The organism is Klebsiella sp. GW_Kp182 (assembly GCF_040062275.1).
In the GTDB taxonomy this organism is placed as follows: Bacteria; Pseudomonadota; Gammaproteobacteria; order Enterobacterales; family Enterobacteriaceae; genus Klebsiella; species Klebsiella michiganensis.
This window is the reverse complement of sequence record NZ_JBEAFQ010000042.1, coordinates 70666-94537: the sequence shown is the minus strand read 5'-3', so window position 1 is coordinate 94537 and position 23872 is coordinate 70666. Positions and strand designations below refer to the sequence as shown.

The following is a 23872-nucleotide window of genomic DNA, read 5'->3' as shown; positions in this document are numbered from 1 at the left end:
CTGTTAATTTTTTATTCACCATTGGCACGATTATCGCTAACACTCATATAACCAAATTAAAACAACTCTTCGATAAATATCGGATATGGTTATATAGGAAATGGATAATGACGCAAAAAACCGACGATAAAATCAACGTATTCTGGTTTCTGCCCACCCACGGCGATGGCCGCTACCTGGGCACCTCGGAGGGCGGACGCCCGGTTGATTTGCCTTACCTGCAGCAGGTGGCGCTGGCGGCCGACAGCCTCGGCTACTACGGCGTGCTGATCCCAACGGGGAAAAGCTGCGAAGACTCCTGGCTGGTGGCCTCGGCGCTGGCGCCGCTGACCCGCCGCCTGCGCTATCTGGTGGCCGTTCGTCCGGGCCTGCAGCCGCCGACGCTGGCGGCGAGGATGGCGACGACGCTCGACCGCCTGTCGGGCGGTCGGCTGCTGATTAACGTGGTGACCGGCGGCGATCCGGTGGAGAACAAAGGCGACGGTATTTTCCTCAGCCACGGCGAACGCTATCAGGTCACCCGCGAATTTCTCGACGTCTACTCGCGCCTGCTGAAAGGTGAAAAGGTGGATTATCACGGCGAGCATATCCACGTGGAAGGCGCGGAAGTGCTGTTTCCGCCGGTACAGGAAAACGGCCCGCCGCTGTTTTTTGGCGGCTCCTCTGAGGAAGCCATCGACGTCGCCGCCGATCAAATCGATACCTACCTGACCTGGGGGGAGCCGCCGGCGCTGGTGGCCGAAAAGCTGGCGATAGTGCGCGAGCGCGCCGCCGCGCGGGGCCGCACGTTGCAGTACGGGATTCGTCTGCATGTGATTGTTCGCGAAACCGAAGAGGAGGCGTGGGCCGCCGCCGATCGGCTGATTTCACACCTTGATGACGAAACTATCGCCCAGGCGCAGAAAATTTTTGCCCGTATGGACTCCACCGGCCAGGCGCGAATGAGTTCGCTGCATAAAGGATCGCGCGACAATCTGCGTATTGCGCCGAACCTGTGGGCGGGCGTGGGGCTGGTGCGCGGCGGGGCCGGGACGGCGCTGGTCGGCAATCCGCAGCAGGTGGCAGAACGCATTCGTGAATATCAGGCGCTCGGTATCACCAACTTTATCTTCTCCGGCTACCCGCATCTGGAAGAAGCCCATCGTTTCGCTGACCTGGTCATGCCGCTATTGCCGCTGGCAGGCCACGATCAGCCGAAGGCGCGTAGCGTCAATACCGGCCCGTTTGGCGAAACCATCGGCGGCGATAAGCGTCCGGTGAAACAGGTCAGCGCAAGCTGAGGAGGCGCGTATGTTACACCGAGTTGTGAAGGCGGTGGGCTATGCAAACTGAACCGCACGTGGTGATTGTCGGCGGCGGATTTAGCGGTGCGGCGGTGGCGATTCATCTCCTGCGCCTGGCGCCGGTTGGCGTGCGGGTCACGCTGCTGGAGCCGCGCGAGGTGCCCGGCGCGGGCGTGGCCTACTCCACGACCGAACCGAGCCATCGGATTAACGTTCCTGCCGCGCGGATGCAGCTTGCCGGTGAAGAGGAGGGCGCGTTCGATCGCTGGTACCGCAGCCAGCCCGCCTTTGCGGATGACCCGCATGCCCTGCTGGCAGACGGCGCGGTCTATCCGCAGCGCGGTCAGTTTGGCCGCTATGTCGCCCAGCGTTTCGCCGAGGAGGCGCGCGCCAGCGGCGGGCGGCTGACGCATCTGCGCGAGCAGGCGCTGAGCGTTAATCATGGTGAAGTTGTCACCGACGGCGGGCGTCGGCTGCAGGCCGATCTGCTGGTGCTGGCCATCAGCCATCCGCCGCCGTCGCTGCCGTCGCTGGCGACGCCGTTCGCAACGCATCCGGCGCTCATCGCTAACCCCTGGCGAGCGGGCGTGCTGGCAACTATCGCCCCGGAAGCGAGCGTCGCGGTCATGGGCACCGGCCTGACGATGGCGGACACCGTCGCGACCCTGACGCGTCTGGGCCATCGGGGGCCGATCGCGGCATTTTCACGCCGCGGGCTGCTGTCCCGCAGCAATCTCAGCGGCAGTAGTGAACCCTGGCCTGGCGAATACGATCGCGGAACGCTGCGCCAGCGGCTGCGGCAAATCCGTCTGGATATCGAGCGCGCGGCGGAGCAGGGACAGGCCTGGCAGGTGGTGCTGGACGCGGTGCGTAATCAGGGGCAGAGCATCTGGCAGGGGCTGACGGTGGCCGATCGCAAGCGCTTCCTGCGTCATTTGCGCAGCTACTGGGACGTTCACCGCTACCGTATCGCTCCGCAGGTCGCCGGGGTCCTTGAGCAGCGCCAGCGCGACGGCAGCCTGCGGGTGCTGGCGGCCAGGCTGACGGCGCTGGAAGGCGACGCGCAAAAGCTGGCGCTAACCCTGGCTCCCCGGCGCGGTGAAACGCTGCGGGTGAGCGCTGACCACTTTATTTTAACCACCGGCCCGGCGCACGGCGGGTTGACCGACAGCCAGCCGCTGCTGCGTCAGCTGAGCCAGCGTGGGCTGATTCGCGCCGATGCGTTCGGCCTTGGCCTGGACGTCGATCGCCGCTCGCGGGCGATTGGCCGGGAAGGGCGGATTACGCCCAATCTGCTGGTTTCCGGACCCGCCGCGCGGGCGTATTTCGGAGAATTAATGGGGCTGCCGCAGGTGGCCGACCATGCCGCCGCCGTGGCCGACGAAGCGCTGCGGACCCTGGGCGTCAAACAATCCGCCCGATGTCCGGCGTTCTGAACGCCTTTTATCCCCTGATTCCTTTAATGATTATGCGCGCGTCCCGACAGCGGGGCGCGCCGTGGAGAGTGCTATGTCATCACAACGTGAAATTCGTCTGAACGCTTTTGATATGAACTGCGTCGGCCATCAGTCGCCGGGGCTGTGGGCCCATCCGCGCGACCGCTCCTGGCAGTATAAAGACCTCGAGTATTGGGTCGACCTGGCGCGTCTGCTGGAGCGGGGCAAGTTTGACGGGCTATTTATCGCTGATGTGCTGGGAGTCTATGACGTGCTGAACGGCAACGGCGATGCGGCGATCCGCCAGGCGGCGCAGGTGCCGGTCAACGATCCGCTGGCGCTGATTACGCCGATGGCGCTGGTGACGGAGCATCTGGGATTCGGCCTGACCGCTTCGCTCTCTTTTGAGCATCCCTATCCGTTCGCCCGCCGTCTTTCAACCCTCGACCATCTGACCAAGGGGCGAGTGGGCTGGAATATCGTGACCTCCTATCTTGAGAGCGGGGCGCGTAATATTGGCCAGAAAGCGCAGACCGACCACGACGCCCGCTACGACTATGCCGATGAATATCTGGAGGTGGTCTATAAGCTGCTGGAGGGGAGCTGGGAGGATGGCGCGGTGCTGCGCGACAGGGAACGTAAGATCTTCAGCGATCCACGAAAAATTCACCCGATTAACCATCAGGGGAACTTCTTCTCGGTGCCGGGGATCCACCTCTGCGAGCCGTCGCCGCAGCGTACGCCGGTACTCTATCAGGCGGGCGCCTCCAGCCGCGGCAAGCAGTTCGCCGCCGGCCACGCGGAGTGCGTATTTGTCGGCGCGCCGTCGAAAGTGCTGCTGAAAAAGACGGTGGCGGATATTCGCCGTCGCGCCGAGGAGGCCGGGCGCGATCCGCGCAGCATCCTGATCTTCAATATGCAGACGGTCATCGTCGGCGAAACCGACCGTGAAGCTCAGGCTAAATGGCAGGAGTATAAACCGTACGTCAGCTACGAAGGGGCGCTGGCTCTGCTCTCCGGCTGGACCGGCATCGACCTTGGTCAGTATCAGCCGGATCAGGTGCTGGAGTATCTGCATACCAACGCGATTCAGTCGATGGTAGAGGCGTTTTCCACCGCCGATCCGAACAGCCAGTGGACCGTGCAGAAGCTGGCGGACTGGGCGGGGATCGGCGGCTTCGGGCCGCTGGTGGTCGGCAGCCCGCAGACGGTCGCCGATGAGCTGCAGTCCTGGGTCGAAGAGACCGACGTCGATGGGTTTAACCTCGCCTATGCGGTGACCCACGAAACCTTCCGCGACGTGGTGGATTTGCTGGTTCCGGAGCTGCAAAAGCGCGGCGTGTTTAAGCAGGAGTATCGCGAGGGAACCCTGCGCGAGAAGCTGTTTGGCGCCGGCCCGCGGCTGGCTGCGCCGCATCCGGGCGCAGGCTATCGCTACGGCGCGCAGGTCGCGGTCGGAAGTGAAGAGAAGGTGAGTTAATTTTGCCGGTCCCCCTCTCCCCGAAGGGTGAGGGGCTGAACTGTGGGGCGGGAGGTTTTTCCCGGAGGCGGCGCTCGGGCTACGGATCCACCGTCGTCTGCGGGCCGGTAGCCCGGGTAAGGCGCCTGCGCCGCGACCCGGGAAGGGAAGGCTTACTGCTTATCCAGCGACCAGGTCGCGCTGCGAACATCGACTTTCACCGGCAGCAGGCCGATACGGGTGAAGGTATCCGCCAGCGCCTGCTGTTCGTTATAGACCGCAGGCGTCATACGTTCGGCACCATAAGGCAGACGCGCCAGCGTCTTCAGCCAGATAGCCTTATCCAGCCCGGTTGAGGTGGAGAGGATCCCGGCGGCATCGTCCTGATGACTGTTGGCCCATTCGCTCAGTTTACCCAGCTCATCCACCACCTGCTTTGCGGTATCCGGATAGGTGTCGGCAAATTTGCGGCTGGCCAGGTAGAAAGTGTAGTGCGGCACCAGCCCTTCGGCATTGCCAATCTGTCGCGCTTTGGCGTTCGTTTCCACTTCGGCGAGGAACGGATCCCAGATAACCCAGGCGTCAATAGCGCCGCGCTGGAAGGCGGCGCGGGCGTCAGCAGGCGGCAGATAGACCGGCGTGATATCTTTATAGCTCAGCCCGGCTTTCTCCAGCGCGGTCACCAGCAGGTAGTTTACGTCGGAGCCTTTATTGAGCCCCACGCGCTTGCCCTTAAGATCGGCCACGCTCTTAATTGCCGAGTTTTCCGCCACCACGATGGCCTCGGTTTTTGGGTTCGCCGGGGAGTGGGCTAAATAGACCAGATCCGCCTGCGCCGCCTGGGCAAAGGCCGGCGGCGCATCGCCGGTGGCGGCGAGGTCGATGCTGCCGACGTTCAGCCCTTCCAGCATCTGCGGCCCGGCGGGAAATTCAATCCAGCGTACGGCGATACCCTGCTTTTTGAAGCTTTCATCGAGGGTGCCGCGATATTTAAGCAGCGCGAAGATATTGGCTTTCTGATAACCGATATTCACGGTCTCCGGCGCTTTCGCCAGCGCGGAAGCGGATAAGCCTGCCAGCAGTAGCAGCAGCGCCGGGCGGGATAATCTGAGCATGATTTGTTCTCCTTGAGCGGTTTTTCCGTAAGGTAACAAATCGTCTTTATAACTAATAAATAACTAAATTATCATTTATATAACATAAATGAAGGAGGAGGGCAGGGAAAGGAAGCCCGGCATGCCGCAGCATACCGGGAGGGGGGCGTTAATCGCAGGCGACAATCTTCATTGCCAGGCCGCCGCGCGAGGTTTCACGATATTTGGCGTTCATATCTTTGCCCGTTTCGTACATGGTCTCGATGACTTTATCGAGGCACACCCGCGGCTCGCTGGTGCGGCGCAGGGCCATACGCGCGGCGTTGACCGCCTTGACCGCTGCGATAGCGTTACGCTCGATGCACGGCACCTGCACCTGGCCGGCAACCGGATCGCAGGTGAGACCGAGGTTGTGCTCCATACCAATTTCCGCCGCGATGCATACCTGACCCGGACTGCCGCCAAGCAGTTCAGCCAGACCGGCCGCCGCCATTGAACAGGCTACGCCGACTTCACCCTGGCAGCCCACTTCGGCGCCGGAAATCGAGGCGTTCATCTTATAGAGCGAGCCAATGGCGCTGGTGACCAGCATATAGCGCGCCAGCGAGTTGGCGTTCACTTTGCGGATGAACTTGTCGTAGTAGGCCAGCACCGCAGGTACGATACCGCAGGCGCCGTTGGTCGGCGCGGTCACGACGCGTCCGCCGGCGGCGTTCTCTTCGTTAACCGCCAGGGCGAACATGTTAATCCAGTCAACGACCGCCATCGGGTCGCTGTTGGTGTTGTCCTGGCTTACCAGCATCCGGCGCAGCGCGGCGGCGCGACGCGGCACCCGCAGCTTGCCCGGCAGAACCCCCTCGGTGGTGATGCCGCGCTCAATTCCGCTGCTCATCACTTCCCAGACCGCGGCAAAATGCTGCTCCAGCGCTTCTTTACTGTGCAGCGCCAGCTCGTTTTGCATCATCAGCCCGGAGAGCGATAGCCCGCTTTCGCGGCAGTGGCGCTGCAGATCGGCGGCGTTTTTATACGGATAAGGTACGGCGACCGGCGCCTCGCGGGTCACGCCGAAATGGTCTTCATCGACGATAAACCCGCCGCCGATGGAGTAATACGTCTGGCTGTAGAGAACCTTCTCGCCGCCGAGGGCGGTAATACGCATGCCGTTTTCATGCCGCGACAGGTTGTCGGCGTGGAAATTCATGCACTGATCGACCGGGAACGCCACTTCCTGCTGGCCGTTTGCCAGCATCAGGCGGCCATGGGTGTTGACGTCCTGGATAAAGCCGGGAATCGCGTCGATGTCGACGGTATCCGGCAGGTTGCCCGCCAGGCCCATAATAATCGCGATATCGGTATGGTGGCCTTTTCCCGTCAGGGAAAGGGAGCCGTAGACATCGACGACGACTTTGGTTACCTCGGAAAGCAGCCCGTGCTCAATAAGATCGTCCGTGAATTGTTTGCCCGCTTTCATCGGTCCAACGGTGTGGGAGCTGGAAGGGCCAATGCCGATTTTAAAAATATCGAATACGCTGATCATGATGCATCCAGTGCTGTCGGGAGCGCCGCCGTCAGGCGGCGCGGGGGATATTAACTAAACAAAGAGTAGAAAATCGCGGAGATAGCAATCAGGCCCATAATCACCACGAAAACGTTGCTGACGTGGCCGCTGTATTTACGCATCGCCGGGACTTTCTGAATCGCGTACATTGGCATCAGGAACAGAATCATCGCGATAATCGGGCCGCCCAGGGTTTCGATCATCCCGAGGATGCTGGGGTTCAGCGTCGCCACAATCCAGGTGGTGACCAGCATGAACAGGGCGGTGATTTTGTTCAGTTTATTGATTTCGATGGACTTGCCTTTACCGCGCAGGGATTTAATCACCATGCCGTTAAAGCCTTCGCGAGCGCCCAGGTAGTGGCCAAGGAAGGATTTAGTGATGGCGATCATCGCAATGATCGGCGCCATCCAGGCGATGATCGGCGCGTTAAAGTGGTTCGCCAGGTAAGACAGAATCGAGATGTTCTGATCTTTCGCCGCCGCCAGATCCGCCGGGGAGAGGCTCAGTACGCAGCTGAAGACGAAGAACATGACGGTCAGCACCATCATGATGTGCGCGCGGGCCAGAATGCTGGAGCATTTTTTCTCTGCGCCCTGGCCGTACTCTTCGCGTTTCGCGACGGCGAAGGAGGAGATGATCGGCGAGTGGTTAAAAGAAAACACCATCACCGGAATCGCCAGCCACAGGGTCATCCACAGGCCGTTGCCGGTCGCGGTCGCGCTGCTCAGGGAGAGGGTTTCCAGCGCCGCGCCGTTCCACTGCGGGATCAGATAAAAGGCCAGAATCATCAGCGCGACCACGAACGGGAACACCAGCACGCTCATCGCTTTCACAATCATCTGCTCGCCGAAGCGCACGATGGTCATCATGCCGACAATCAGAATCAGGGAAAGAATGGCGCGAGGCGGCGGCGTTATGTGCAGCTGGTGCAGCATAAAGCTTTCCACGGTGTTGGTGATCGCCACGCTGTAGACCAGCAGAATCGGGTAGATGGCGAAGAAGTAGAGCAGGGTAATCAGCTTACCTGCGCCAACGCCGAAATGCTCTTCGACCACTTCAGTGATGTCTTCGCCCGGATTCTTACCGGACAGCACGAAACGGGTCATCCCGCGGTGGGCGAAGAAGGTCATCGGGAAGGCCAGAATCGCCATGATGATCAGCGGGATCATACCGCCGACGCCGGCGTTGATCGGTAGAAACAGGACGCCCGCGCCGATAGCCGTGCCGTACAGGCCCAGCATCCACATGGTGTCCGTCTTACGCCAACCGCTACGGGTAGCATCCGAAACGATGGTGCTGGTTTGAGTGGTTTCCATCTGTATCTCCTGGAGGAAGCAACAAAATCTATTGAATAAAAAAGACCAAATAATATGAAATTCGTTTGTTTACGGTTTTTTAGGCATTTTCTCCGTAACAATTGGTGCGGGAAGATACATTTATATGGTGAATGCATCAGTGATCGCGATCTCAAATGCAATAATCCACTTTAAATGTAAGCAATTTTAGTCCAACAGCCTGTTTCTGGTGATCAGCCAGAGATTTGTGGCGCGGAGGCTATCATTTTCAGCATATGAGAGAATAGTGGCGCGACGTAATAACGAGGTTTTTACTGTAAAAATGCGAAGTTCTCGACGTTTTTACGTTAAAAGGCGTTTTTCCTGGTGATATTTATTGCAGTTTTTGGAAACGCAAACGATTGGCTTTTGTAAAGGCGATGCTAAAAATTCATAAAAGGAATGATTTATCTGGAAAGCATACGGGCGAATGGAGAAGCGAAAAAGCGGAGAAAGAGTGCCGCCCGGGCGGGGAGAAATAGCCCGGGGGCGTAAGCCGCCGCCCGGGAGAAGAGCAGAAGAGAACTCAGGAACAGATTTCGTAGCAGGGGATGTAAGCGGTGCCGCCCGGCAGCTTCATACGATGCTGCGCCACAAAGCCCTGCAGCAGATCGTCCATGCGGCGCATCATTGCCGGGTCGCCGTGAATCTTATACGGGCCGAATTTCTCGATAGCCTGGATACCCACCTCTTTAACGTTACCGGCGACGATACCGGAGAAGGCGCGGCGGAGATCCGCTGCCAGCACTTCCACCGGCTGGTCCGGATAGAGTTTAAGGTTGGCCATATTCTCATGGGTCGGATCGAACGGCATCTGCAGGTCCGGCGCAATGCGCATCGACCAGTTGAAGCTGTAGGCGTCGCCGGTCTCGCGGCGATTCTCTTTCACCATCGGCATCGCTTTTTTCATCTGCCGGGCCACTTCCGCGGCGTCGTCAACGATAATGCGATAGTGACGACGGGCGGCTTCACCCAGCGTATGGACGATAAACTCATCCAGCACGCGGAAATAATCGGCGCTCTCTTTTGGCCCGGTGAGAATCAGCGGCAGAACCTGCGACTTGTTCGACGGGTGCATCAAAATGCCCAGCAGATAGAGCAGCTCTTCCGCCGTGCCCACGCCGCCCGGGAAGATGATGATGCCGTGGGCGATGCGCACGAACGCCTCCAGGCGTTTTTCGATATCCGGCATGATGATCAGTTCGTTCACCAGCGGGTTCGGCGGCTCGGCGGCGATAATCGACGGCTCGGTCATACCGATAAAGCGGCTGTCTCTGTAACGCTGCTGCGCGTGGCCGACGGCGGCGCCTTTCATCGGCGCTTCCATCGCGCCCGGTCCACAGCCGGTACAGATATTCAGTTCGCGCAGGCCCAGCTGGGTGCCGACGCGGCGGGCGTACAGATATTCGTTTTCGTTAATCGAGTGGCCGCCCCAGCAGACAATCATGTTTGGCGCTTCGCCGACGTGCAGGGCGCGGGCGTTACGCAAAATGGAGAAAACCAGGTTGGTGATATGCACCGAGCTTTCAAGATCGAGATTCGGGAAGCGAACGGTATTGTGGATTTGGCCGTAGACGAACAGAATATCGCGCAGTACGGCAAACAGGTTGGCCTGCAGGGAACGGATAATACGCCCGTCAACGAAAGCGTCTTCCGGCGGGTTGATCAGTTCCAGCTTCACGCCGCGTTCGCGACGCAGCACGTTAATATCGAAGTTTTCAAAACGAGACAGAAGCTCCTTGCTGTTATCGGTCAGGCTCCCCGAGTTGAGCACAGCAAGCGAGCAGTTGCGAAAGAGTTGATACAGGTCACTGCTGGCGGTGCGTTTAAGCATATCCACTTCCAGCTGCGACAGCATATCCATTGAACCAAGCGGGCTAACATGTGTAATCAAGTGAACTCCTTACAGGACGATTATCGTCTTCCTGTGATTACAATAGCCCTGCTGATGGCGTTTTCACAACCTTGCGCGCGGGTTAACGCGCGCAAATTGTGAAAATGTTTACTATTGACGGGCGAGGCGACCGGTGGCCGGCACAAAATCGGTATTGCTGCGCCACGGGTTGATATCAAGACCGCCTCGTCGCGTGTAGCGCGCATAAACGGAAAGGGCTTCCGGCTGGCAGAAACGCTGAATGTCATTGAAGATGCGCTCTACGCACTGCTCGTGGAACTCGTTGTGGTGGCGGAATGACACCAGATAGCGCAGCAGCTTTTCGCGATCGATTTTCGCCCCGCGATACTGGATTTGCACCGACCCCCAGTCTGGCTGGTGGGTAATCAGGCAGTTGGACTTCAGCAGATGGCTGACCAGGGTCTCTTCGACCACTTTGCCGGCCGCGGCGTCCTGCAGGTAATCGGCGCTGAACTGGTAATTATCGATTTCAATATCCTGGTCGTCGATGCAGGTGCCGTGCAGATGAGCGACCGGCTGGCCTTCGAGCTCATCGAGGCGATACAGCGCTACCTTCACTTCTCCTTGCGCACAGGCGCTGAGATCGTGCGCCAGCGTCGCCTCGACCGCCTGCCAGTCGGCAAAGCGCGTCTGGTTGAAGCTGTTGAGATAGAGCTTAAAGCTTTTTGATTCCACCAGGTTTACGGTGGTATCGCTGAGCTCCACGTGGCCCACGGCGACCTGCGGCAGGCCTTTGGCGTTCAGCCAGGAGAGCTCATACAGCGTCCAGATATCGGCGCCGTGAAACGGCAGGTTATCGGCGTGCAGATCCAGCGGGTCGCGGTTCAGGCTGCGTGGGACGCCCTGAAGCAGGCTGGCGTCGTAGGTGTCGCGGTAATCGGTTGATTTTCCGAGCGTCAGGCCGGCCAGCGCCTGATGATTATCGTAAGAAGACATGTTTCACCATAGTTAAAGCGGTTACACTATATGCCAAGTGTATCCTGTCTAACGTGAAGAGAGAAACCGGTGGACCAGCAAACCGCAGAAGCGCTACAAGCATTTACCCAACGTTATTGTGAGGCGTGGCAGCAGCAGCGCTCCAGCCTGCCGCGCAGCGAAGAGCTTTACGGTATCCCGTCGCCGTGCGTCAACGGCACGGATGATGACGGCGTTTTCTGGCAGCCGCAGCCGTTTTCATTAGCACAAAATATTGACGCGGTTGAACGGGCGCTGGAGATTGTGGTACAACAACCGCTTCATGCTTATTATACCACTCAGTTTGCCGGCGATATGCAGGCGCGTTTTGCCGATGAAACTGCCGATGAAACCATGACGCTGCTGCAAACCTGGAGCCCGGATGATTTCCAGCGGGTGCAGGAGAATCTGATTGGTCATCTGCTGGTGCAAAAGCGTTTGAAGCTGTCGCCCACGCTGTTTATCGCCACGCTGGACAGCGAACTGGAGGTCATTTCGGTCTGTAATATGAGCGGTGAAGTGATCAAAGAGACCCTCGGCACCCGAAAACGGACGACCCTTTCTCCCTCGCTTGCGAGTTTCCTTAATTCCCTTAAGCCAGTTCTGTAATCCACACTACCCAAACTTTTGTGAGAGATCTCTTACAAGACCTGTAAGAGATCGTCATCATTTAAGCCGATCCTTCAGGGGCGTATTTTAAGAAATATAATATTTTTCAAGTGATTAATGATTTTCTCATTAAGGATACTGACGATTAATCTTAAGATATTGTCTTAACAAGGGTTGTAAGACAGGGCGGAATCAGGGATTCTATACACATCGACAGGGAGTTGATAAACGAAGTGAACATCAGGATGATGACGCTTCTGCAGGACCCGCCGGGATGGCGTTGCAAGGACAGGCTTCAGGATGAAGCACAGGATAACGCAGGATTGCGTAAAAGGACACCTCCAGGAAGGAGAACGAGAGCCGAGCGGGACGTTCGGTGGATCAGGAAGATCAGGACAGACTTAAGGATGAGTTATTTCGCATCGGGGTGGTGTGAAAGCAGGATGCAACTGTTTATGGATGAACATGGTCAGGAGACCTCAGGAAAAGTTTTCAAGGACGAGCAGGGAGCACCAATGTAGCTGGATTGCTGCAAAACGAACCGGGAGCACTGTTTTATACAGTGCTCCCTTTTTTTATTTCTCGTCTGAATTTGCTATTCTGCGCCGGTTTTTAACTCACCGAGGTTTCCCATGACTCTTGACCATCGCGTGCGCGAGCGCCTGCTCGCCATTGAAGCGCTGCTGCGCGAAACGGAACACTGGCAGGATAGTGCCCCCGATAGCCGCGCGTTTGCCAGCGAACAGCCGTTTTGCCTCGACACCATGGAGCCGCTTGAATGGCTGCAGTGGGTATTGATTCCGCGTATGCACCAGCTTCTGGAAAGCGGAACGCCGCTGCCGCAGAACTTCGCCGTTGCGCCCTATTATGAGATGGCTCTGGATAATGCTCACCCCGTGCGCGAGCGGGTGCTGGCCGAACTGGTCCTGCTGGATGCGCTGTTTGCCGGCGGCGAAGCCTGATGCTGGAGATTTTATATCAGGACCAGTGGCTGGTCGCGGTGAACAAGCCATCGGGCTGGCTGGTGCACCGCAGCTGGCTGGATCGTGATGAAAAAGTGGTGGTGATGCAGACCGTGCGCGACCAGATAGGCCAGCACGTATTCACCGCCCATCGCCTCGACAGGCCGACGTCCGGCGTGCTGCTGATGGGGCTGTCGAGCGAAGCGGGAAGATTGCTGTCGCAGCAGTTCGAGCAGCATCAAATGCAGAAACGCTATCATGCGATCGCTCGCGGCTGGCTGAGCGACGAAGCGGTGCTTGATTACCCGCTGGTTGAGGAACTGGATAAAATCGCCGATAAGTTTGCCCGCGAAAATAAAGACCCGCAGCCGGCGGTGACGCATTATCGCGGCCTGGCGACGGTAGAGATGCCGGTGGCGACCGGCCGTTACCCCACGACCCGCTATAGCCTGGTGGAGCTTGAACCGAAAACCGGACGTAAACACCAGCTACGTCGCCATCTTGCCCATCTTCGCCATCCGATTATCGGCGATAGCAAACACGGCGATTTGCGGCAGAATCGCAGCGCGGCGGCGCACTTTGGCTGCGATCGGCTGATGCTGCACGCCAGCCAGCTCTCGTTAACGCATCCCTTTACCGGCGAACCGTTGGTTATTCGCGCCGGTCTTGACGAGGTCTGGATGCGTGCGCTGTCGCAGTTTGGCTGGCGCGGCCTTCTCCCGCTAAATGAAAGGGTTGAGTTTGCCGACGACTGCGGTCAGGATGAAGAGATACAGGTCAATTCAGGGAGATAGTCATGGCAGAAGTCGGAATTTTTGTCGGCACGATGTATGGAAATTCGCTCCTGGTCGCCGAAGAGGCGCAGGCTATTTTGAGCGGGCTGGGGCATCAGGCGAAAGTCTTTGAGGATCCCGAGGTGAAAGACTGGGAGTCGTATAGCGGTAGATATGTGCTGGTGGTGACATCGACCACCGGACAGGGCGATTTACCGGACAGTATCGTGCCCTTGTACGAAGGCATCAAAGATATGTATCAGCCGCATTTACGCTATGGGATTATCGCCTTGGGCGATAGCACCTACGCTAACTTCTGCGGCGGCGGCTTAAAGTTTGATGCGTTATTGCAGGAACAGGGCGGCACGCGCGTTGGCGAGATGCTGATGATTGACGCCAGCGAAGATCCGGAACCCGAAAGCGTCTCTAACCCATGGGTAACGCAGTGGGCGTCGCTGCTCGATTAAAAAGTTTCGCCCTCTCCCTACACTAGAGGGCGCTCCTTTTTTACTGATGTTCAATGCCAGAGCCAGATTAACGGTCAAAAAGATCGTACCAATTCTCCACGTGGCTGGCTTCGGGCATTTGCCTTAAAACCTGTGTAATGCCAGGGCCTTTACCGGGCTATTTCACGGGGTCAAGAGAGTTGATTCACACTCCTGCCTTTTGCACCGCCGTTTCCGCCTCTGAACGCGCGCGGTTTTTCATTTCCGTGAACCATCCCCCATCTCATTAGGCATACGCCATAAATCACATTTACTCAGCCGGTGAAAGCTGTGTATTTGCACGGTGAGCCCGCCAGCCCCTCTTTTTATACTTTCCCTGCCAGTTCCCAATGCAGTGCCAGATATAACGAAAACAATGAAAAACACTAACACGTCATTCTGAGTACCCTACAGGTTGTGCTGTTCAGAATGAACGTAGCTAACGCTATGATTCAGGAGTGCAACAATGAGTTCATTAAGTCAGGCGGCGAGCGGCGCTGAAAAGCGCACCAATGCTCGCTACTGGATAGTGGTGATGCTGTTTATCGTCACATCCTTCAACTACGGCGACCGCGCCACCTTATCCATTGCCGGATCGGAGATGGCCAAAGATATTGGTCTTGACGCCGTTGGCATGGGGTATGTTTTCTCCGCGTTTTCATGGGCCTATGTGATCGGCCAAATCCCGGGCGGTTGGCTGCTTGACCGTTTCGGTTCAAAACGCGTCTACTTCTGGTCCATTTTTATCTGGTCCATGTTTACCCTGCTGCAGGGCTTCGTCGATATCTTCAGCGGCTTCGGCATTATCGTCGCGCTGTTTACCCTGCGTTTCCTTGTCGGCCTGGCCGAAGCGCCATCTTTCCCCGGAAACAGCCGTATCGTCGCGGCGTGGTTCCCGGCGCAGGAGAGGGGCACCGCGGTGGCTATCTTTAACTCCGCGCAATACTTTGCCACCGTTATTTTTGCGCCAATCATGGGTTGGCTGACCCATGAGGTGGGCTGGTCGCACGTGTTCTTCTTTATGGGCGGACTCGGGATTATCATCAGCTTTGTCTGGCTGAAGGTCATTCATGAACCCAACCAGCATCCGGGCGTGAACCAAAAAGAGCTCGATTACATCGCCGCTGGCGGCGCGCTGATCAACATGGATCAGGCGGCGGCCAAAGCTAAGGTGCCGTTTAGCGTAAAATGGGGGCAAATTAAGCAGCTGCTGGGCTCCCGCATGATGATTGGCGTCTATATCGGACAGTACTGCATTAACGCTTTAACCTATTTCTTTATCACCTGGTTCCCGGTTTATCTGGTGCAGGCGCGCGGCATGTCCATTCTGAAAGCCGGTTTTGTCGCTTCGGTGCCGGCTATCTGCGGCTTCGCGGGCGGCGTGCTCGGCGGGATTATTTCCGACTGGCTGATGCGTCGTACCGGCTCGCTGAACATCGCGCGTAAAACGCCGATCGTGATGGGGATGCTGCTGTCGATGGTGATGGTGTTCTGTAACTACGTCAACGTGGAGTGGATGATTATCGGCTTTATGGCGCTGGCCTTCTTCGGTAAAGGCATCGGCGCGCTGGGCTGGGCGGTCATGGCGGATACGGCACCGAAAGAGATCAGCGGGCTGAGCGGCGGTCTGTTCAACATGTTCGGCAATATCTCCGGCATCGTGACGCCGATTGCGATTGGCTACATCGTTGGCACCACCGGTTCGTTTAACGGCGCGCTGATTTATGTGGGCGTCCATGCGCTGGTGGCGGTGCTGAGCTATCTGGTTCTGGTCGGCGATATTAAGCGTATTGAACTGAAACCTGTGGCAGGACAATCATCATGACAACGCAATCGAGCCCCGTTATCACCGACATGAAGGTTATCCCGGTAGCCGGGCAGGACAGTATGCTGCTCAATATCGGCGGTGCCCATAACGCGTACTTTACCCGTAATATCGTGGTGCTGACCGACAGCGCCGGCAATACCGGCGTCGGCGAAGCGCCCGGCGGCGAGGTGATTTATCAGACGCTGGTGGAGGCGATCCCGATGGTTTTGGGGCAGGAAATCGCCCGCCTGAATAAAGTGGTTCAGCAGGTGCATAAAGGCAACCAGGCCGCGGATTTTGACACCTTTGGTAAAGGCGCCTGGACGTTCGAACTGCGGGTGAACGCGGTGGCGGCGCTGGAGGCTGCGCTGCTGGATCTGTTGGGCAAGGCGCTCAACGTGCCGGTTTGCGAACTGCTGGGGCCGGGCAAGCAGCGCGATGCGGTGACCGTGCTGGGCTACCTGTTCTACGTGGGCGATCGTACGAAGACCGATCTGCCCTATCTGGAAAGCACGCCGGGCAGCCACGCGTGGTATCGCCTGCGTCATCAGGAAGCGCTGAACAGCGAGGCGGTGGTGCGGCTGGCGGAAGCCGCGCAGGATCGCTACGGCTTTAAAGATTTCAAACTCAAGGGCGGCGTGCTGCCCGGCGAGCAGGAGATCGAAACCGCCCGCGCGCTGAAGAAGCGTTTCCCGGATGCGCGCATTACGGTCGACCCTAACGGCGCCTGGCTGCTGGATGAAGCCATCGCCCTGTGCAAAGGGCTGAACGATGTGCTGACCTACGCCGAAGACCCCTGCGGCGCCGAGCAGGGCTTTTCCGGCCGCGAAGTGATGGCGGAATTCCGCCGCGCCACCGGTTTGCCGGTGGCAACTAACATGATCGCCACCAACTGGCGCGAAATGGGCCATGCGGTGATGCTGAACGCCGTGGATATTCCGCTGGCCGATCCGCACTTCTGGACCCTGTCCGGCGCGGTGCGCGTGGCGCAGCTGTGCGATGACTGGGGCCTGACCTGGGGCTGCCATTCCAATAACCACTTTGATATTTCACTGGCCATGTTCACCCACGTCGGCGCGGCGGCGCCGGGTAACCCCACGGCCATTGATACCCACTGGATTTGGCAGGAGGGAGATTGCCGCCTGACCAAAAATCCGCTGGAGATTAAGCACGGAAAAATTGCTGTTCCGGACGCGCCAGGACTTGGCGTTGAGCTGGACTGGGAGCAGGTACAGAAAGCGCATGAGGCGTATAAAAAGCTGCCCGGCGGCGCGCGTAATGACGCAGGCCCAATGCAGTACCTGATCCCCGGATGGACTTTTGACCGTAAACGCCCCGTTTTCGGCCGTCACTGATTTGAATAAGGAATAAATTATGAGCGCACAATTTTCGACCCCCGTTGTTTCTTCTATGCAGGTCATTCCGGTCGCGGGCCACGACAGCATGCTGATGAACCTGAGCGGCGCGCACGCCCCGTTCTTCACGCGCAATATTGTGGTGATCAAAGATAATTCCGGCCATACCGGCGTCGGTGAAATCCCCGGCGGAGAGAAAATCCGCACCACCCTGGAGGACGCGATCCCGCTGGTGGTCGGTAAGACGCTGGGTGAATACAAAAACGTGCTGACCGCCGTGCGCAATACTTTCGCCGACCGCGACGCCGGTGGACGCGGTTTGCAGACCTTCGATCTGCGTACCACAATTCACGTAGTGACCGGGATCGAAGCGGCGATGCTTGACCTGCTGGGCCAGCATCTGGGCGTGAACGTGGCGTCTCTGCTGGGCGATGGCCAACAGCGCAGCGAAGTGGAAATGCTCGGCTACCTGTTCTTCGTCGGCAACCGTAAAGCCACGCCGCTGCCGTATCAGAGCCAGCCGGATGACAAATGCGACTGGTATCGCCTGCGTCATGATGAAGCGATGACCCCGGATGCGGTGGTGCGCCTGGCGGAAGCGGCGTATGAGAAATATGGCTTTAATGACTTTAAACTGAAAGGCGGCGTACTGGCCGGGGAAGAGGAAGCGGAGTCCATCGTTGCGCTGGCGAAGCGCTTCCCGCAGGCGCGCGTGACCCTCGATCCGAACGGCGCGTGGTCGCTGGATGAAGCGATCAAAATTGGCAAATACCTGAAAGGCTCTCTGGCCTATGCGGAAGATCCGTGCGGCGCAGAACAGGGCTTCTCCGGACGCGAAGTGATGGCGGAGTTCCGCCGCGCCACCGGCCTGCCGACGGCGACCAATATGATCGCGACCGACTGGCGTCAGATGGGCCACACGCTGTCGCTGCAGTCCGTCGATATCCCGCTGGCGGATCCGCACTTCTGGACCATGCAGGGTTCCGTCCGCGTGGCGCAGATGTGCCACGAGTTTGGCCTGACCTGGGGCTCGCACTCTAACAACCACTTTGATATCTCGTTGGCGATGTTTACCCACGTGGCAGCGGCAGCGCCGGGTAAAATTACCGCCATCGACACCCACTGGATCTGGCAGGAGGGTAACCAGCGTCTGACCAAAGAGCCCTTTGAAATTAAAGGCGGGATGGTACAGGTACCGGCGAAACCGGGTCTGGGCGTGGAGCTCGATATGGATCGGGTGATGAAAGCCCATGAGCTGTACCAGAAACACGGCCTGGGCGCGCGCGATGACGCGATGGGCATGCAGTATTTGATCCCGAACTGGACGTTTGATAACAAGCGTCCATGCATGGTGCGCTAAAGAAATACCGGTCCCTTCGGGGACCGGTTTCCTGCACGGCGTCGGGTAATCGTTCATTTTAAGGACAGCATATGAAGATAGTGATCGCACCGGATTCATACAAGGAGAGCCTGAGTGCGCTGGATGTCGCAACCGCGATAGAACAAGGTTTTCGGGAAATTTACGCCGATGCGGAGTACGTTAAGCTGCCGGTTGCCGACGGTGGCGAAGGAACCGTTGAAGCCATGGTTGCCGCGACCCAGGGATGCCGGATTGCGGTCACCGTCACCGGTCCGCTCGGTGAACCCGTGGAGGCCTTTTATGGCCTGTCGGGCGACAGGCAGTGCGCGTTTATTGAAATGGCGGCGGCAAGCGGCCTGGAGAGCGTACCGCCGGCGCGGCGAAATCCTTTGCTGACCACTTCATGGGGGACCGGCGAGCTGATTCGCCATGCGCTGGATGCCGGAGTGAGCCAAATTATTATCGGCATCGGCGGCAGCGCGACGAACGACGGCGGCGCCGGGATGGTACAGGCGCTGGGGGCGAAACTGCTGACCAAAGATAACCAGCAGATTGCCGCCGGCGGACGCGCGCTGGAGAGCCTCGCGCGCATCGACGTTAGCGAACTTGATAAACGCCTGGCCGGCTGTCGTATTGACGTCGCTTGCGATGTTACCAACCCGCTGACGGGACCACAGGGTGCGACGGCGGTATTTGGGCCGCAGAAAGGGGCGACGGCGGAGATGATCCCCTGCCTTGACAACGCGCTGGCCCATTTTGCCGATATTATCCATCGCGATTTAGAACTTGATGTGCTGCATCTTGAAGGCGGCGGCGCGGCGGGGGGAATGGGCGCGGGCCTGTACGCCTTTTGCGGCGCAAAGCTGCGGCCGGGCATTGAGATTGTGACCGATGCGCTCCATCTTGCCGATATCGTGGCGGATGCGGACCTGGTGATCACCGGCGAAGGGCGTATCGATAGCCAGACGGTTCACGGCAAAGTGCCGGTTGGCGTGGCGAGGGTGGCAAAACGCTACAACCTGCCGGTCATCGGCATTGCCGGGAGCCTGACGGCTGACGTCGGCGTCGTGCATCAGCACGGCCTGGATGCGGTATTCAGCGTGATTTATTCCGTTTGCACCCTGGAGCAAGCACTGGAAAATGCCGCCGAAAACGTGCGTATGACGGCGAGAAACGTCGCCGCCGTGCTGAAAATGGGCCGGCTATTATAGGTTTTTCCCCGGTCGCGAAGCGCAGACCGGGGCTCGCGTTTTACATCCTCTAAATCCCCAACAGCTTACAGGCTTCGCGCGCGACGTTGTCCATTTCATCCAGCAGCTCCAGAAACTCCGGCTCCATCTCCTCGGCGGCGGTGCCCGCGCGTAGCTGGCTCTCAAGGGTGTGACACAGTTTTTTCAGCCGCGGCACGCCGCTATAGCTACAGCTGCCGTGAAGCTTATGAATAAGATCCAGCACGCCTTCCGGCTGTTCTCCCACCAGCTGTTCTTCTACCTTGTTACGCACCTCCGGCATAAAGGCGAGCAGCATCTGCAGCATTTCCCGCGCCAGATCCGGTTTCATCGCCGCCTGACGCAGCGCCAGCTGCCAGTCGAGGGTGATGTCATGGTTAACGGGCGGCTCAACAGGCTCCGCGGCGACCTGCGGCGGTAGCGTCTTTCCCGGCTGGTAGCGCAGCAGCAGGCTGTAGAGCTTATCCTCCTCAATGGGTTTCGCCAGATAGTCGTTCATCCCCGCGCTGAGTAATTTCTCTCGCTGCCCTTCCAGGGCGTGGGCGGTCACGGCGATCACCGGCGTTTGCTGTTGATGAGGGAGCTGGTGAATCAGTTCGCAGGCGCGGATCCCATCCATCTCCGGCATCTGAATATCCATCAGAATCAGATCCTGCTGCGTTTCTCTGGCCCGCTCGACGGCGTGCTGGCCGCTGTCGCAGAGGATAACGTGCTGGACTAAATCCTCCAGCAGGGCGCCGATAAGCTTGAGATTCGCCGGATTGTCATCAACGGCCATGACCGTCATCGGAAGCTTCTTACTATCGGAACGCGGCGGCAGAACCGTCGGCTGCGTCTGGCAGGAGGCCGTCAGCGCCGGCAGTAAGCGCGTTGAGGTCAATGGCTTAAGCAAACAGGCGGCAATGCCGTCCTGGCGCAGCGTTTCGGCGCTGACCTGGGCGTGGCACGGCAGGGCCAGCACCAGATGATCGGCAAGCTTGCTGGCTCTTTCCAGCTTATCGCGATGCTGGCTCAGGTCGCGTATTGATACGGGAATGCCGGCCAGCAGGATATCGTAGTGAGCATCCGGTAGGGCGGTCATCGTCGGACTGTAAACCACCTCCAGCGGCGTTGTCGCCAGTAGCTCCATCGTACACTGCGCCGCCGCCGCGTTGGCCTCGATATAGGCCAGCTTTTTACCCGCCAGGCACTGGGTTGGCACGCTGTCGGGAACCGCGTTGGGGTTGAGGTCGAGGCTGATATGGAACCAGAACGTCGAGCCGCGATTAGGCTGGCTATGGAAGGAGATATCGCCGCCCATCTCTTTCACCAGCCGCTGGGTGATGACCAGCCCAAGTCCGGTTCCGCCGTGGCGACGGGAGATGCTGGCGTCGGCCTGGCGGAACGCCTGGAACAGACGCGACTGATCGCGTTCAGGAATCCCGATACCGGTATCGTGGATCTGGACTTCGATTTGTACTCTTGAGTTGCTGATGGCGCGCTGTTCCACCAGCACGTCGATATTGCCGTGTTCGGTAAACTTGATGGCGTTGCCCATCAGGTTGGTAATAATTTGCTGCAGGCGCAGCGGGTCGCCAATGACGTTATCCGGCACATCGTTTTTGATATTCAGCGTCAGCTCCAGCCCCTTATCGTGCGCCGAGTGCGCCAGCAGCGTGACCACCTCGTCCAGCGAAGTGCGCAGCAGGAACGGAATACTCTCCAGAATAAGCTTCCCGGCTTCGAGCTTAGAGAAGTCCAGAACATCGTTAATGATGGCCAGCAGATTATTCGCGGAACGCTCAATGGTCGTCAGGTGATCGCGCTGGGTGGTGTTTAAGTCGGTCTTCAGCGTCAGGCGGGTAAAGCCAATGACGCCGTTGAGCGGCGTGCGCAGTTCATGGGACATGTTGGCGAGGAATTCGGATTTGATTCGCGCCGCTTCCTGCGCGCGTTTTTTCGCCAGGTCCAGCTCGACGTTCTGGATTTCCATCTGTTCAAGCGTTTCCCGCAGATCCGATGTCGCCTGATCGACGTTATGCTGCATCTCTTCGTGGTAGGCCGCCAGCGACATAGCCATGGAGTTGATACCGTTTTTCAGCATATCCAGCTCGCCGAGCATAAAGCCTTCGACGCGGCTATCAAGCTGGCCCCGGCGGATGCGGTCAACGGTATTCACCATATTGCGGATCGGCCCGGTCACGTCGCGCATCAGCCGCCAGCCGAAGATCAGCGCAATACCGATACAGAACAGCATCATCACGCTGGAGATAAAGATCTCTTTGTACTGCTGTAGCCGCACCGATTTGAGATCCATCTCAAGCGCCACGTAGCCCAGCATATTATCCGGCATCTTGGCATCGCTTCCCGGCGATTCATCCGGTGAATAGCTTTCCGAGATAATAGGGGTACGCAAAATCATCAAATCGCCGTGGCGCACCACGCTCAGGCGGCGGGGAAAGGGTTCCCCTTTTGGCAGCTGAAGTTCGCCGGGATCGAGCTGAAAGTTAGAGGTGACGAACAGCCTGTTGTGCGAGTCGTAGATGGAAATGGCGCGCACAATATCGGAGTGGCGGCGGTGCAGCACGCTGATGAGCTGCCCGATTGACTCGCGGTTTTGCAAATTCATGCCATATTCACTGGAGACCGCCAGCGGTTCGATAATACTGGCGCCGGCATCCTCCAGCTGGCGCTGTAGGTCGTTATAGCGGTGTGCGACGAAGAAAATACTGAGCAGCAGACCGATCAGAACGGTAGGCGCCAGAATAAGAATCATCATGCGGGCACGAAGGCTGTAGTTGGTCATGCGGTTCCATTATGGGAGAATATACACATCATCTTTCAGGAGGCTGGTGCGTTGTTACTCTGGCTCATCCTGACCGAACTCTTATCCAGAGTCAGTATATTTAATTGAGACAAATCTCTACGATGGCGCAATTCTACTCTGCAAAACGGCGTGTGACGACGCGCCAGATCATAACCGTTACAGTAAATGACCTTGACCCCTTCGGCCAGGGCGTTGCGCGTCATCAGGGTAAGGCGCTGTTTATCAGCGGTTTATTGCCACAGGAGCAGGCTGACGTTGTTGTGGTCGAAGATAAAAAACAGTACGCCCGCGCCCAGGTTAAACGCCGTCTTAGCGATAGCCCGCAGCGGCAGGCGCCGCGCTGCCCGCATTTTGGCATCTGCGGCGGGTGCCAGCAGCAGCACGCCAGCATTGAACTGCAGCAGCAGAGCAAACGCGCCGCGCTCGCGAGGCTGATGAAGCGCGACGTTGATGACATTATAGCCGCTTCGCCGTGGGGCTATCGCCGCCGGGCGCGTCTGAGCTTGAATTATCAGCCAAAGTCCCAACAATTACAGATGGGCTTCCGCAAGGCTAACGCCAGCGAGATCGTCGATGTGGTGCAGTGCCCCGTTTTGGTGCCCACTCTTGGTGCGCTATTGCCCGCGGTACGTGAATGTCTTAGCGAATTGAAATCGGTGCGTCAGCTTGGCCACGTTGAGCTGGTGCAGGCGGATAACGGCCCGCTGATGGTATTGCGCCATACGGCGGCGCTTCCCGCGGCAGATAAAGAAAAGCTGGAACGTTTTTCGCAATCTCACGGTCTTTCCCTGTACCTCGCCCCGCAAAGCGAGATACTGGAACATATTCGCGGGGAAGCCCCCTGGTATACCTCGGACGGTCTACGCTTAGTGTTCAGTCCGCGCGATTTTATCCAGGTGAACGATGGCGTAAACCAACTGATGGTGCGTACGGCGCTGGAATGGCTGGATATCCAGCCTCAGGATCGCGTGCTGGACCTCTTTTGCGGCATGGGCAACTTTACCCTGCCGCTGGCGAAGCGTGCGGCGCAGGTGGTTGGCGTTGAAGGGGTTCCCGCGCTGGTGGCGAAGGGCCAGGAGAACGCGGCGTTGAACGGGTTGCATAATGTGACTTTCTTCCATGAGAACCTGGAAGAGGACGTCACCCGCCAGGCGTGGGCGAAGCACGGTTTTGATAAGGTCTTGCTCGACCCGGCGCGCGCCGGCGCGGCGGGCGTTATGTTACATATTATAAAATTAGCGCCGCGTCGGGTGGTGTATGTTTCATGTAACCCGGCGACCCTGGCGCGCGATAGCGACGTTTTATTGCAGGCGGGATATACCATTCAACGCCTGGCGATGCTCGATATGTTCCCGCATACCGGACATCTGGAATCAATGGTGTTGTTTGAGCACAAGAATCATTCAAATCGCAGTGAAGCGGCATCCTCAGAAGCAGGTGACTGAGATAA

Annotated in this window: 18 protein-coding genes; 12 read left to right on the top strand and 6 right to left on the bottom strand. The window is 58.3% G+C overall.

What is annotated here, in order from left to right:
- The first annotated feature begins 107 nt into the window (after positions 1-107).
- The 3 genes from ssuD to ABLU88_RS18445 all read left to right on the top strand — a co-directional run bounded on the left by ssuD (position 108) and on the right by ABLU88_RS18445 (position 4199).
- Positions 108-1280: an FMNH2-dependent alkanesulfonate monooxygenase gene (gene ssuD / locus ABLU88_RS18455; protein ID WP_014226611.1), complete on the top strand. Its 1173-nt coding sequence runs from the start codon at positions 108-110 to the stop codon at positions 1278-1280.
- 41 nt (positions 1281-1321) lie between these two features.
- Entirely contained in the window at positions 1322-2719 is a 1398-nt protein-coding gene (locus tag ABLU88_RS18450) for an FAD-dependent oxidoreductase (protein ID WP_064358544.1), read from the top strand.
- Positions 2720-2792: 73 nt separating this feature from the next.
- Entirely contained in the window at positions 2793-4199 is a 1407-nt protein-coding gene (locus ABLU88_RS18445; protein WP_014226609.1) for an LLM class flavin-dependent oxidoreductase, read from the top strand.
- Positions 4200-4351: 152 nt separating this feature from the next.
- Here the strand turns inward: ABLU88_RS18445 and ABLU88_RS18440 are convergent, their stop codons facing one another.
- From ABLU88_RS18440 to queF, 5 genes are all read right to left on the bottom strand, one after another.
- Positions 4352-5293, bottom strand: coding sequence for an aliphatic sulfonate ABC transporter substrate-binding protein (locus ABLU88_RS18440; protein WP_014226608.1), 942 nt, complete (start codon positions 5291-5293; stop codon positions 4352-4354).
- 148 nt (positions 5294-5441) lie between these two features.
- Positions 5442-6809 (bottom strand): L-serine ammonia-lyase, encoded by a 1368-nt coding sequence (locus ABLU88_RS18435; RefSeq protein WP_025106426.1) that lies wholly within the window; start codon positions 6807-6809, stop codon positions 5442-5444.
- 50 nt (positions 6810-6859) lie between these two features.
- Positions 6860-8149 carry an HAAAP family serine/threonine permease gene (locus ABLU88_RS18430; RefSeq protein WP_004124376.1) on the bottom strand — a complete coding sequence of 430 codons (1290 nt, stop codon included), beginning with the start codon at positions 8147-8149 and terminating at the stop codon, positions 6860-6862.
- A gap of 544 nt (positions 8150-8693) precedes the next feature.
- Positions 8694-10061: a nucleotide 5'-monophosphate nucleosidase PpnN gene (gene ppnN / locus ABLU88_RS18425; RefSeq protein ID WP_004853652.1), complete on the bottom strand. Its 1368-nt coding sequence runs from the start codon at positions 10059-10061 to the stop codon at positions 8694-8696.
- 111 nt (positions 10062-10172) lie between these two features.
- On the bottom strand, positions 10173-11018 hold the full coding sequence (gene queF, locus ABLU88_RS18420) for an NADPH-dependent 7-cyano-7-deazaguanine reductase QueF (RefSeq protein ID WP_224225598.1): 846 nt from the start codon (positions 11016-11018) through the stop codon (positions 10173-10175).
- Positions 11019-11087: 69 nt separating this feature from the next.
- Between queF and syd the strand changes: the two genes are divergently transcribed.
- From syd to ABLU88_RS18380, 8 genes are all read left to right on the top strand, one after another.
- Positions 11088-11645, top strand: coding sequence for a SecY-interacting protein (gene syd / locus ABLU88_RS18415; RefSeq protein WP_014226606.1), 558 nt, complete (start codon positions 11088-11090; stop codon positions 11643-11645).
- A 632-nt stretch (positions 11646-12277) separates the two neighbouring features.
- The gene (locus ABLU88_RS18410; protein ID WP_014226604.1) at positions 12278-12607 is read left to right on the top strand and encodes a YqcC family protein; all 330 of its coding nucleotides are present in this window, start codon (positions 12278-12280) and stop codon (positions 12605-12607) included.
- Positions 12607-13401 carry a tRNA pseudouridine(65) synthase TruC gene (truC, locus tag ABLU88_RS18405; protein ID WP_348837514.1) on the top strand — a complete coding sequence of 265 codons (795 nt, stop codon included), beginning with the start codon at positions 12607-12609 and terminating at the stop codon, positions 13399-13401. Before ABLU88_RS18410 ends, truC begins: the two co-directional genes overlap by 1 nt.
- 2 nt (positions 13402-13403) lie before the next feature.
- Positions 13404-13847 (top strand): flavodoxin, encoded by a 444-nt coding sequence (locus tag ABLU88_RS18400; protein ID WP_014226602.1) that lies wholly within the window; start codon positions 13404-13406, stop codon positions 13845-13847.
- A 484-nt stretch (positions 13848-14331) separates the two neighbouring features.
- Positions 14332-15690, top strand: a complete 1359-nt coding sequence (gene gudP / locus ABLU88_RS18395; protein WP_004124361.1) for a galactarate/glucarate/glycerate transporter GudP — start codon at positions 14332-14334, stop codon at positions 15688-15690.
- Positions 15687-17027, top strand: coding sequence for an enolase C-terminal domain-like protein (locus tag ABLU88_RS18390; protein WP_014226601.1), 1341 nt, complete (start codon positions 15687-15689; stop codon positions 17025-17027). The genes gudP and ABLU88_RS18390 overlap by 4 nt, the downstream gene beginning before the upstream one ends.
- A gap of 19 nt (positions 17028-17046) precedes the next feature.
- Entirely contained in the window at positions 17047-18387 is a 1341-nt protein-coding gene (gene gudD, locus ABLU88_RS18385; protein ID WP_014226600.1) for a glucarate dehydratase, read from the top strand.
- Positions 18388-18458: 71 nt separating this feature from the next.
- On the top strand, positions 18459-19598 hold the full coding sequence (locus ABLU88_RS18380; protein ID WP_025106427.1) for a glycerate kinase: 1140 nt from the start codon (positions 18459-18461) through the stop codon (positions 19596-19598).
- A 49-nt stretch (positions 19599-19647) separates the two neighbouring features.
- Here ABLU88_RS18380 and barA read toward each other — a convergent pair whose 3' ends face one another.
- Positions 19648-22401: a two-component sensor histidine kinase BarA gene (gene barA, locus ABLU88_RS18375; protein WP_048260293.1), complete on the bottom strand. Its 2754-nt coding sequence runs from the start codon at positions 22399-22401 to the stop codon at positions 19648-19650.
- Between the two features lie 122 nt (positions 22402-22523).
- Between barA and rlmD the strand changes: the two genes are divergently transcribed.
- Positions 22524-23867: a 23S rRNA (uracil(1939)-C(5))-methyltransferase RlmD gene (gene rlmD / locus ABLU88_RS18370; protein WP_014226597.1), complete on the top strand. Its 1344-nt coding sequence runs from the start codon at positions 22524-22526 to the stop codon at positions 23865-23867.
- Positions 23868-23872: the final 5 nt, after the last annotated feature.

What these genes read in the sequence shown, in the direction of transcription:
- rlmD (WP_014226597.1), top strand. Translation starts at nt 22,524, where the DNA reads ATGGCGCAATTCTACTCTGCAAAACGGCGTGTGACGACGCGCCAGATC.
- ssuD (WP_014226611.1), top strand. Translation starts at nt 108, where the DNA reads ATGACGCAAAAAACCGACGATAAAATCAACGTATTCTGGTTTCTGCCC.
- ABLU88_RS18445 (WP_014226609.1), top strand. Translation starts at nt 2,793, where the DNA reads ATGTCATCACAACGTGAAATTCGTCTGAACGCTTTTGATATGAACTGC.
- truC (WP_348837514.1), top strand. Translation starts at nt 12,607, where the DNA reads ATGCTGGAGATTTTATATCAGGACCAGTGGCTGGTCGCGGTGAACAAG.
- ABLU88_RS18390 (WP_014226601.1), top strand. Translation starts at nt 15,687, where the DNA reads ATGACAACGCAATCGAGCCCCGTTATCACCGACATGAAGGTTATCCCG.
- ABLU88_RS18410 (WP_014226604.1), top strand. Translation starts at nt 12,278, where the DNA reads ATGACTCTTGACCATCGCGTGCGCGAGCGCCTGCTCGCCATTGAAGCG.
- gudP (WP_004124361.1), top strand. Translation starts at nt 14,332, where the DNA reads ATGAGTTCATTAAGTCAGGCGGCGAGCGGCGCTGAAAAGCGCACCAAT.
- queF (WP_224225598.1), bottom strand. Translation starts at nt 11,018, where the DNA reads ATGTCTTCTTACGATAATCATCAGGCGCTGGCCGGCCTGACGCTCGGA.
- ABLU88_RS18435 (WP_025106426.1), bottom strand. Translation starts at nt 6,809, where the DNA reads ATGATCAGCGTATTCGATATTTTTAAAATCGGCATTGGCCCTTCCAGC.
- ABLU88_RS18430 (WP_004124376.1), bottom strand. Translation starts at nt 8,149, where the DNA reads ATGGAAACCACTCAAACCAGCACCATCGTTTCGGATGCTACCCGTAGC.
- gudD (WP_014226600.1), top strand. Translation starts at nt 17,047, where the DNA reads ATGAGCGCACAATTTTCGACCCCCGTTGTTTCTTCTATGCAGGTCATT.
- barA (WP_048260293.1), bottom strand. Translation starts at nt 22,401, where the DNA reads ATGACCAACTACAGCCTTCGTGCCCGCATGATGATTCTTATTCTGGCG.
- ABLU88_RS18450 (WP_064358544.1), top strand. Translation starts at nt 1,322, where the DNA reads ATGCAAACTGAACCGCACGTGGTGATTGTCGGCGGCGGATTTAGCGGT.
- ABLU88_RS18380 (WP_025106427.1), top strand. Translation starts at nt 18,459, where the DNA reads ATGAAGATAGTGATCGCACCGGATTCATACAAGGAGAGCCTGAGTGCG.
- ABLU88_RS18400 (WP_014226602.1), top strand. Translation starts at nt 13,404, where the DNA reads ATGGCAGAAGTCGGAATTTTTGTCGGCACGATGTATGGAAATTCGCTC.
- ABLU88_RS18440 (WP_014226608.1), bottom strand. Translation starts at nt 5,293, where the DNA reads ATGCTCAGATTATCCCGCCCGGCGCTGCTGCTACTGCTGGCAGGCTTA.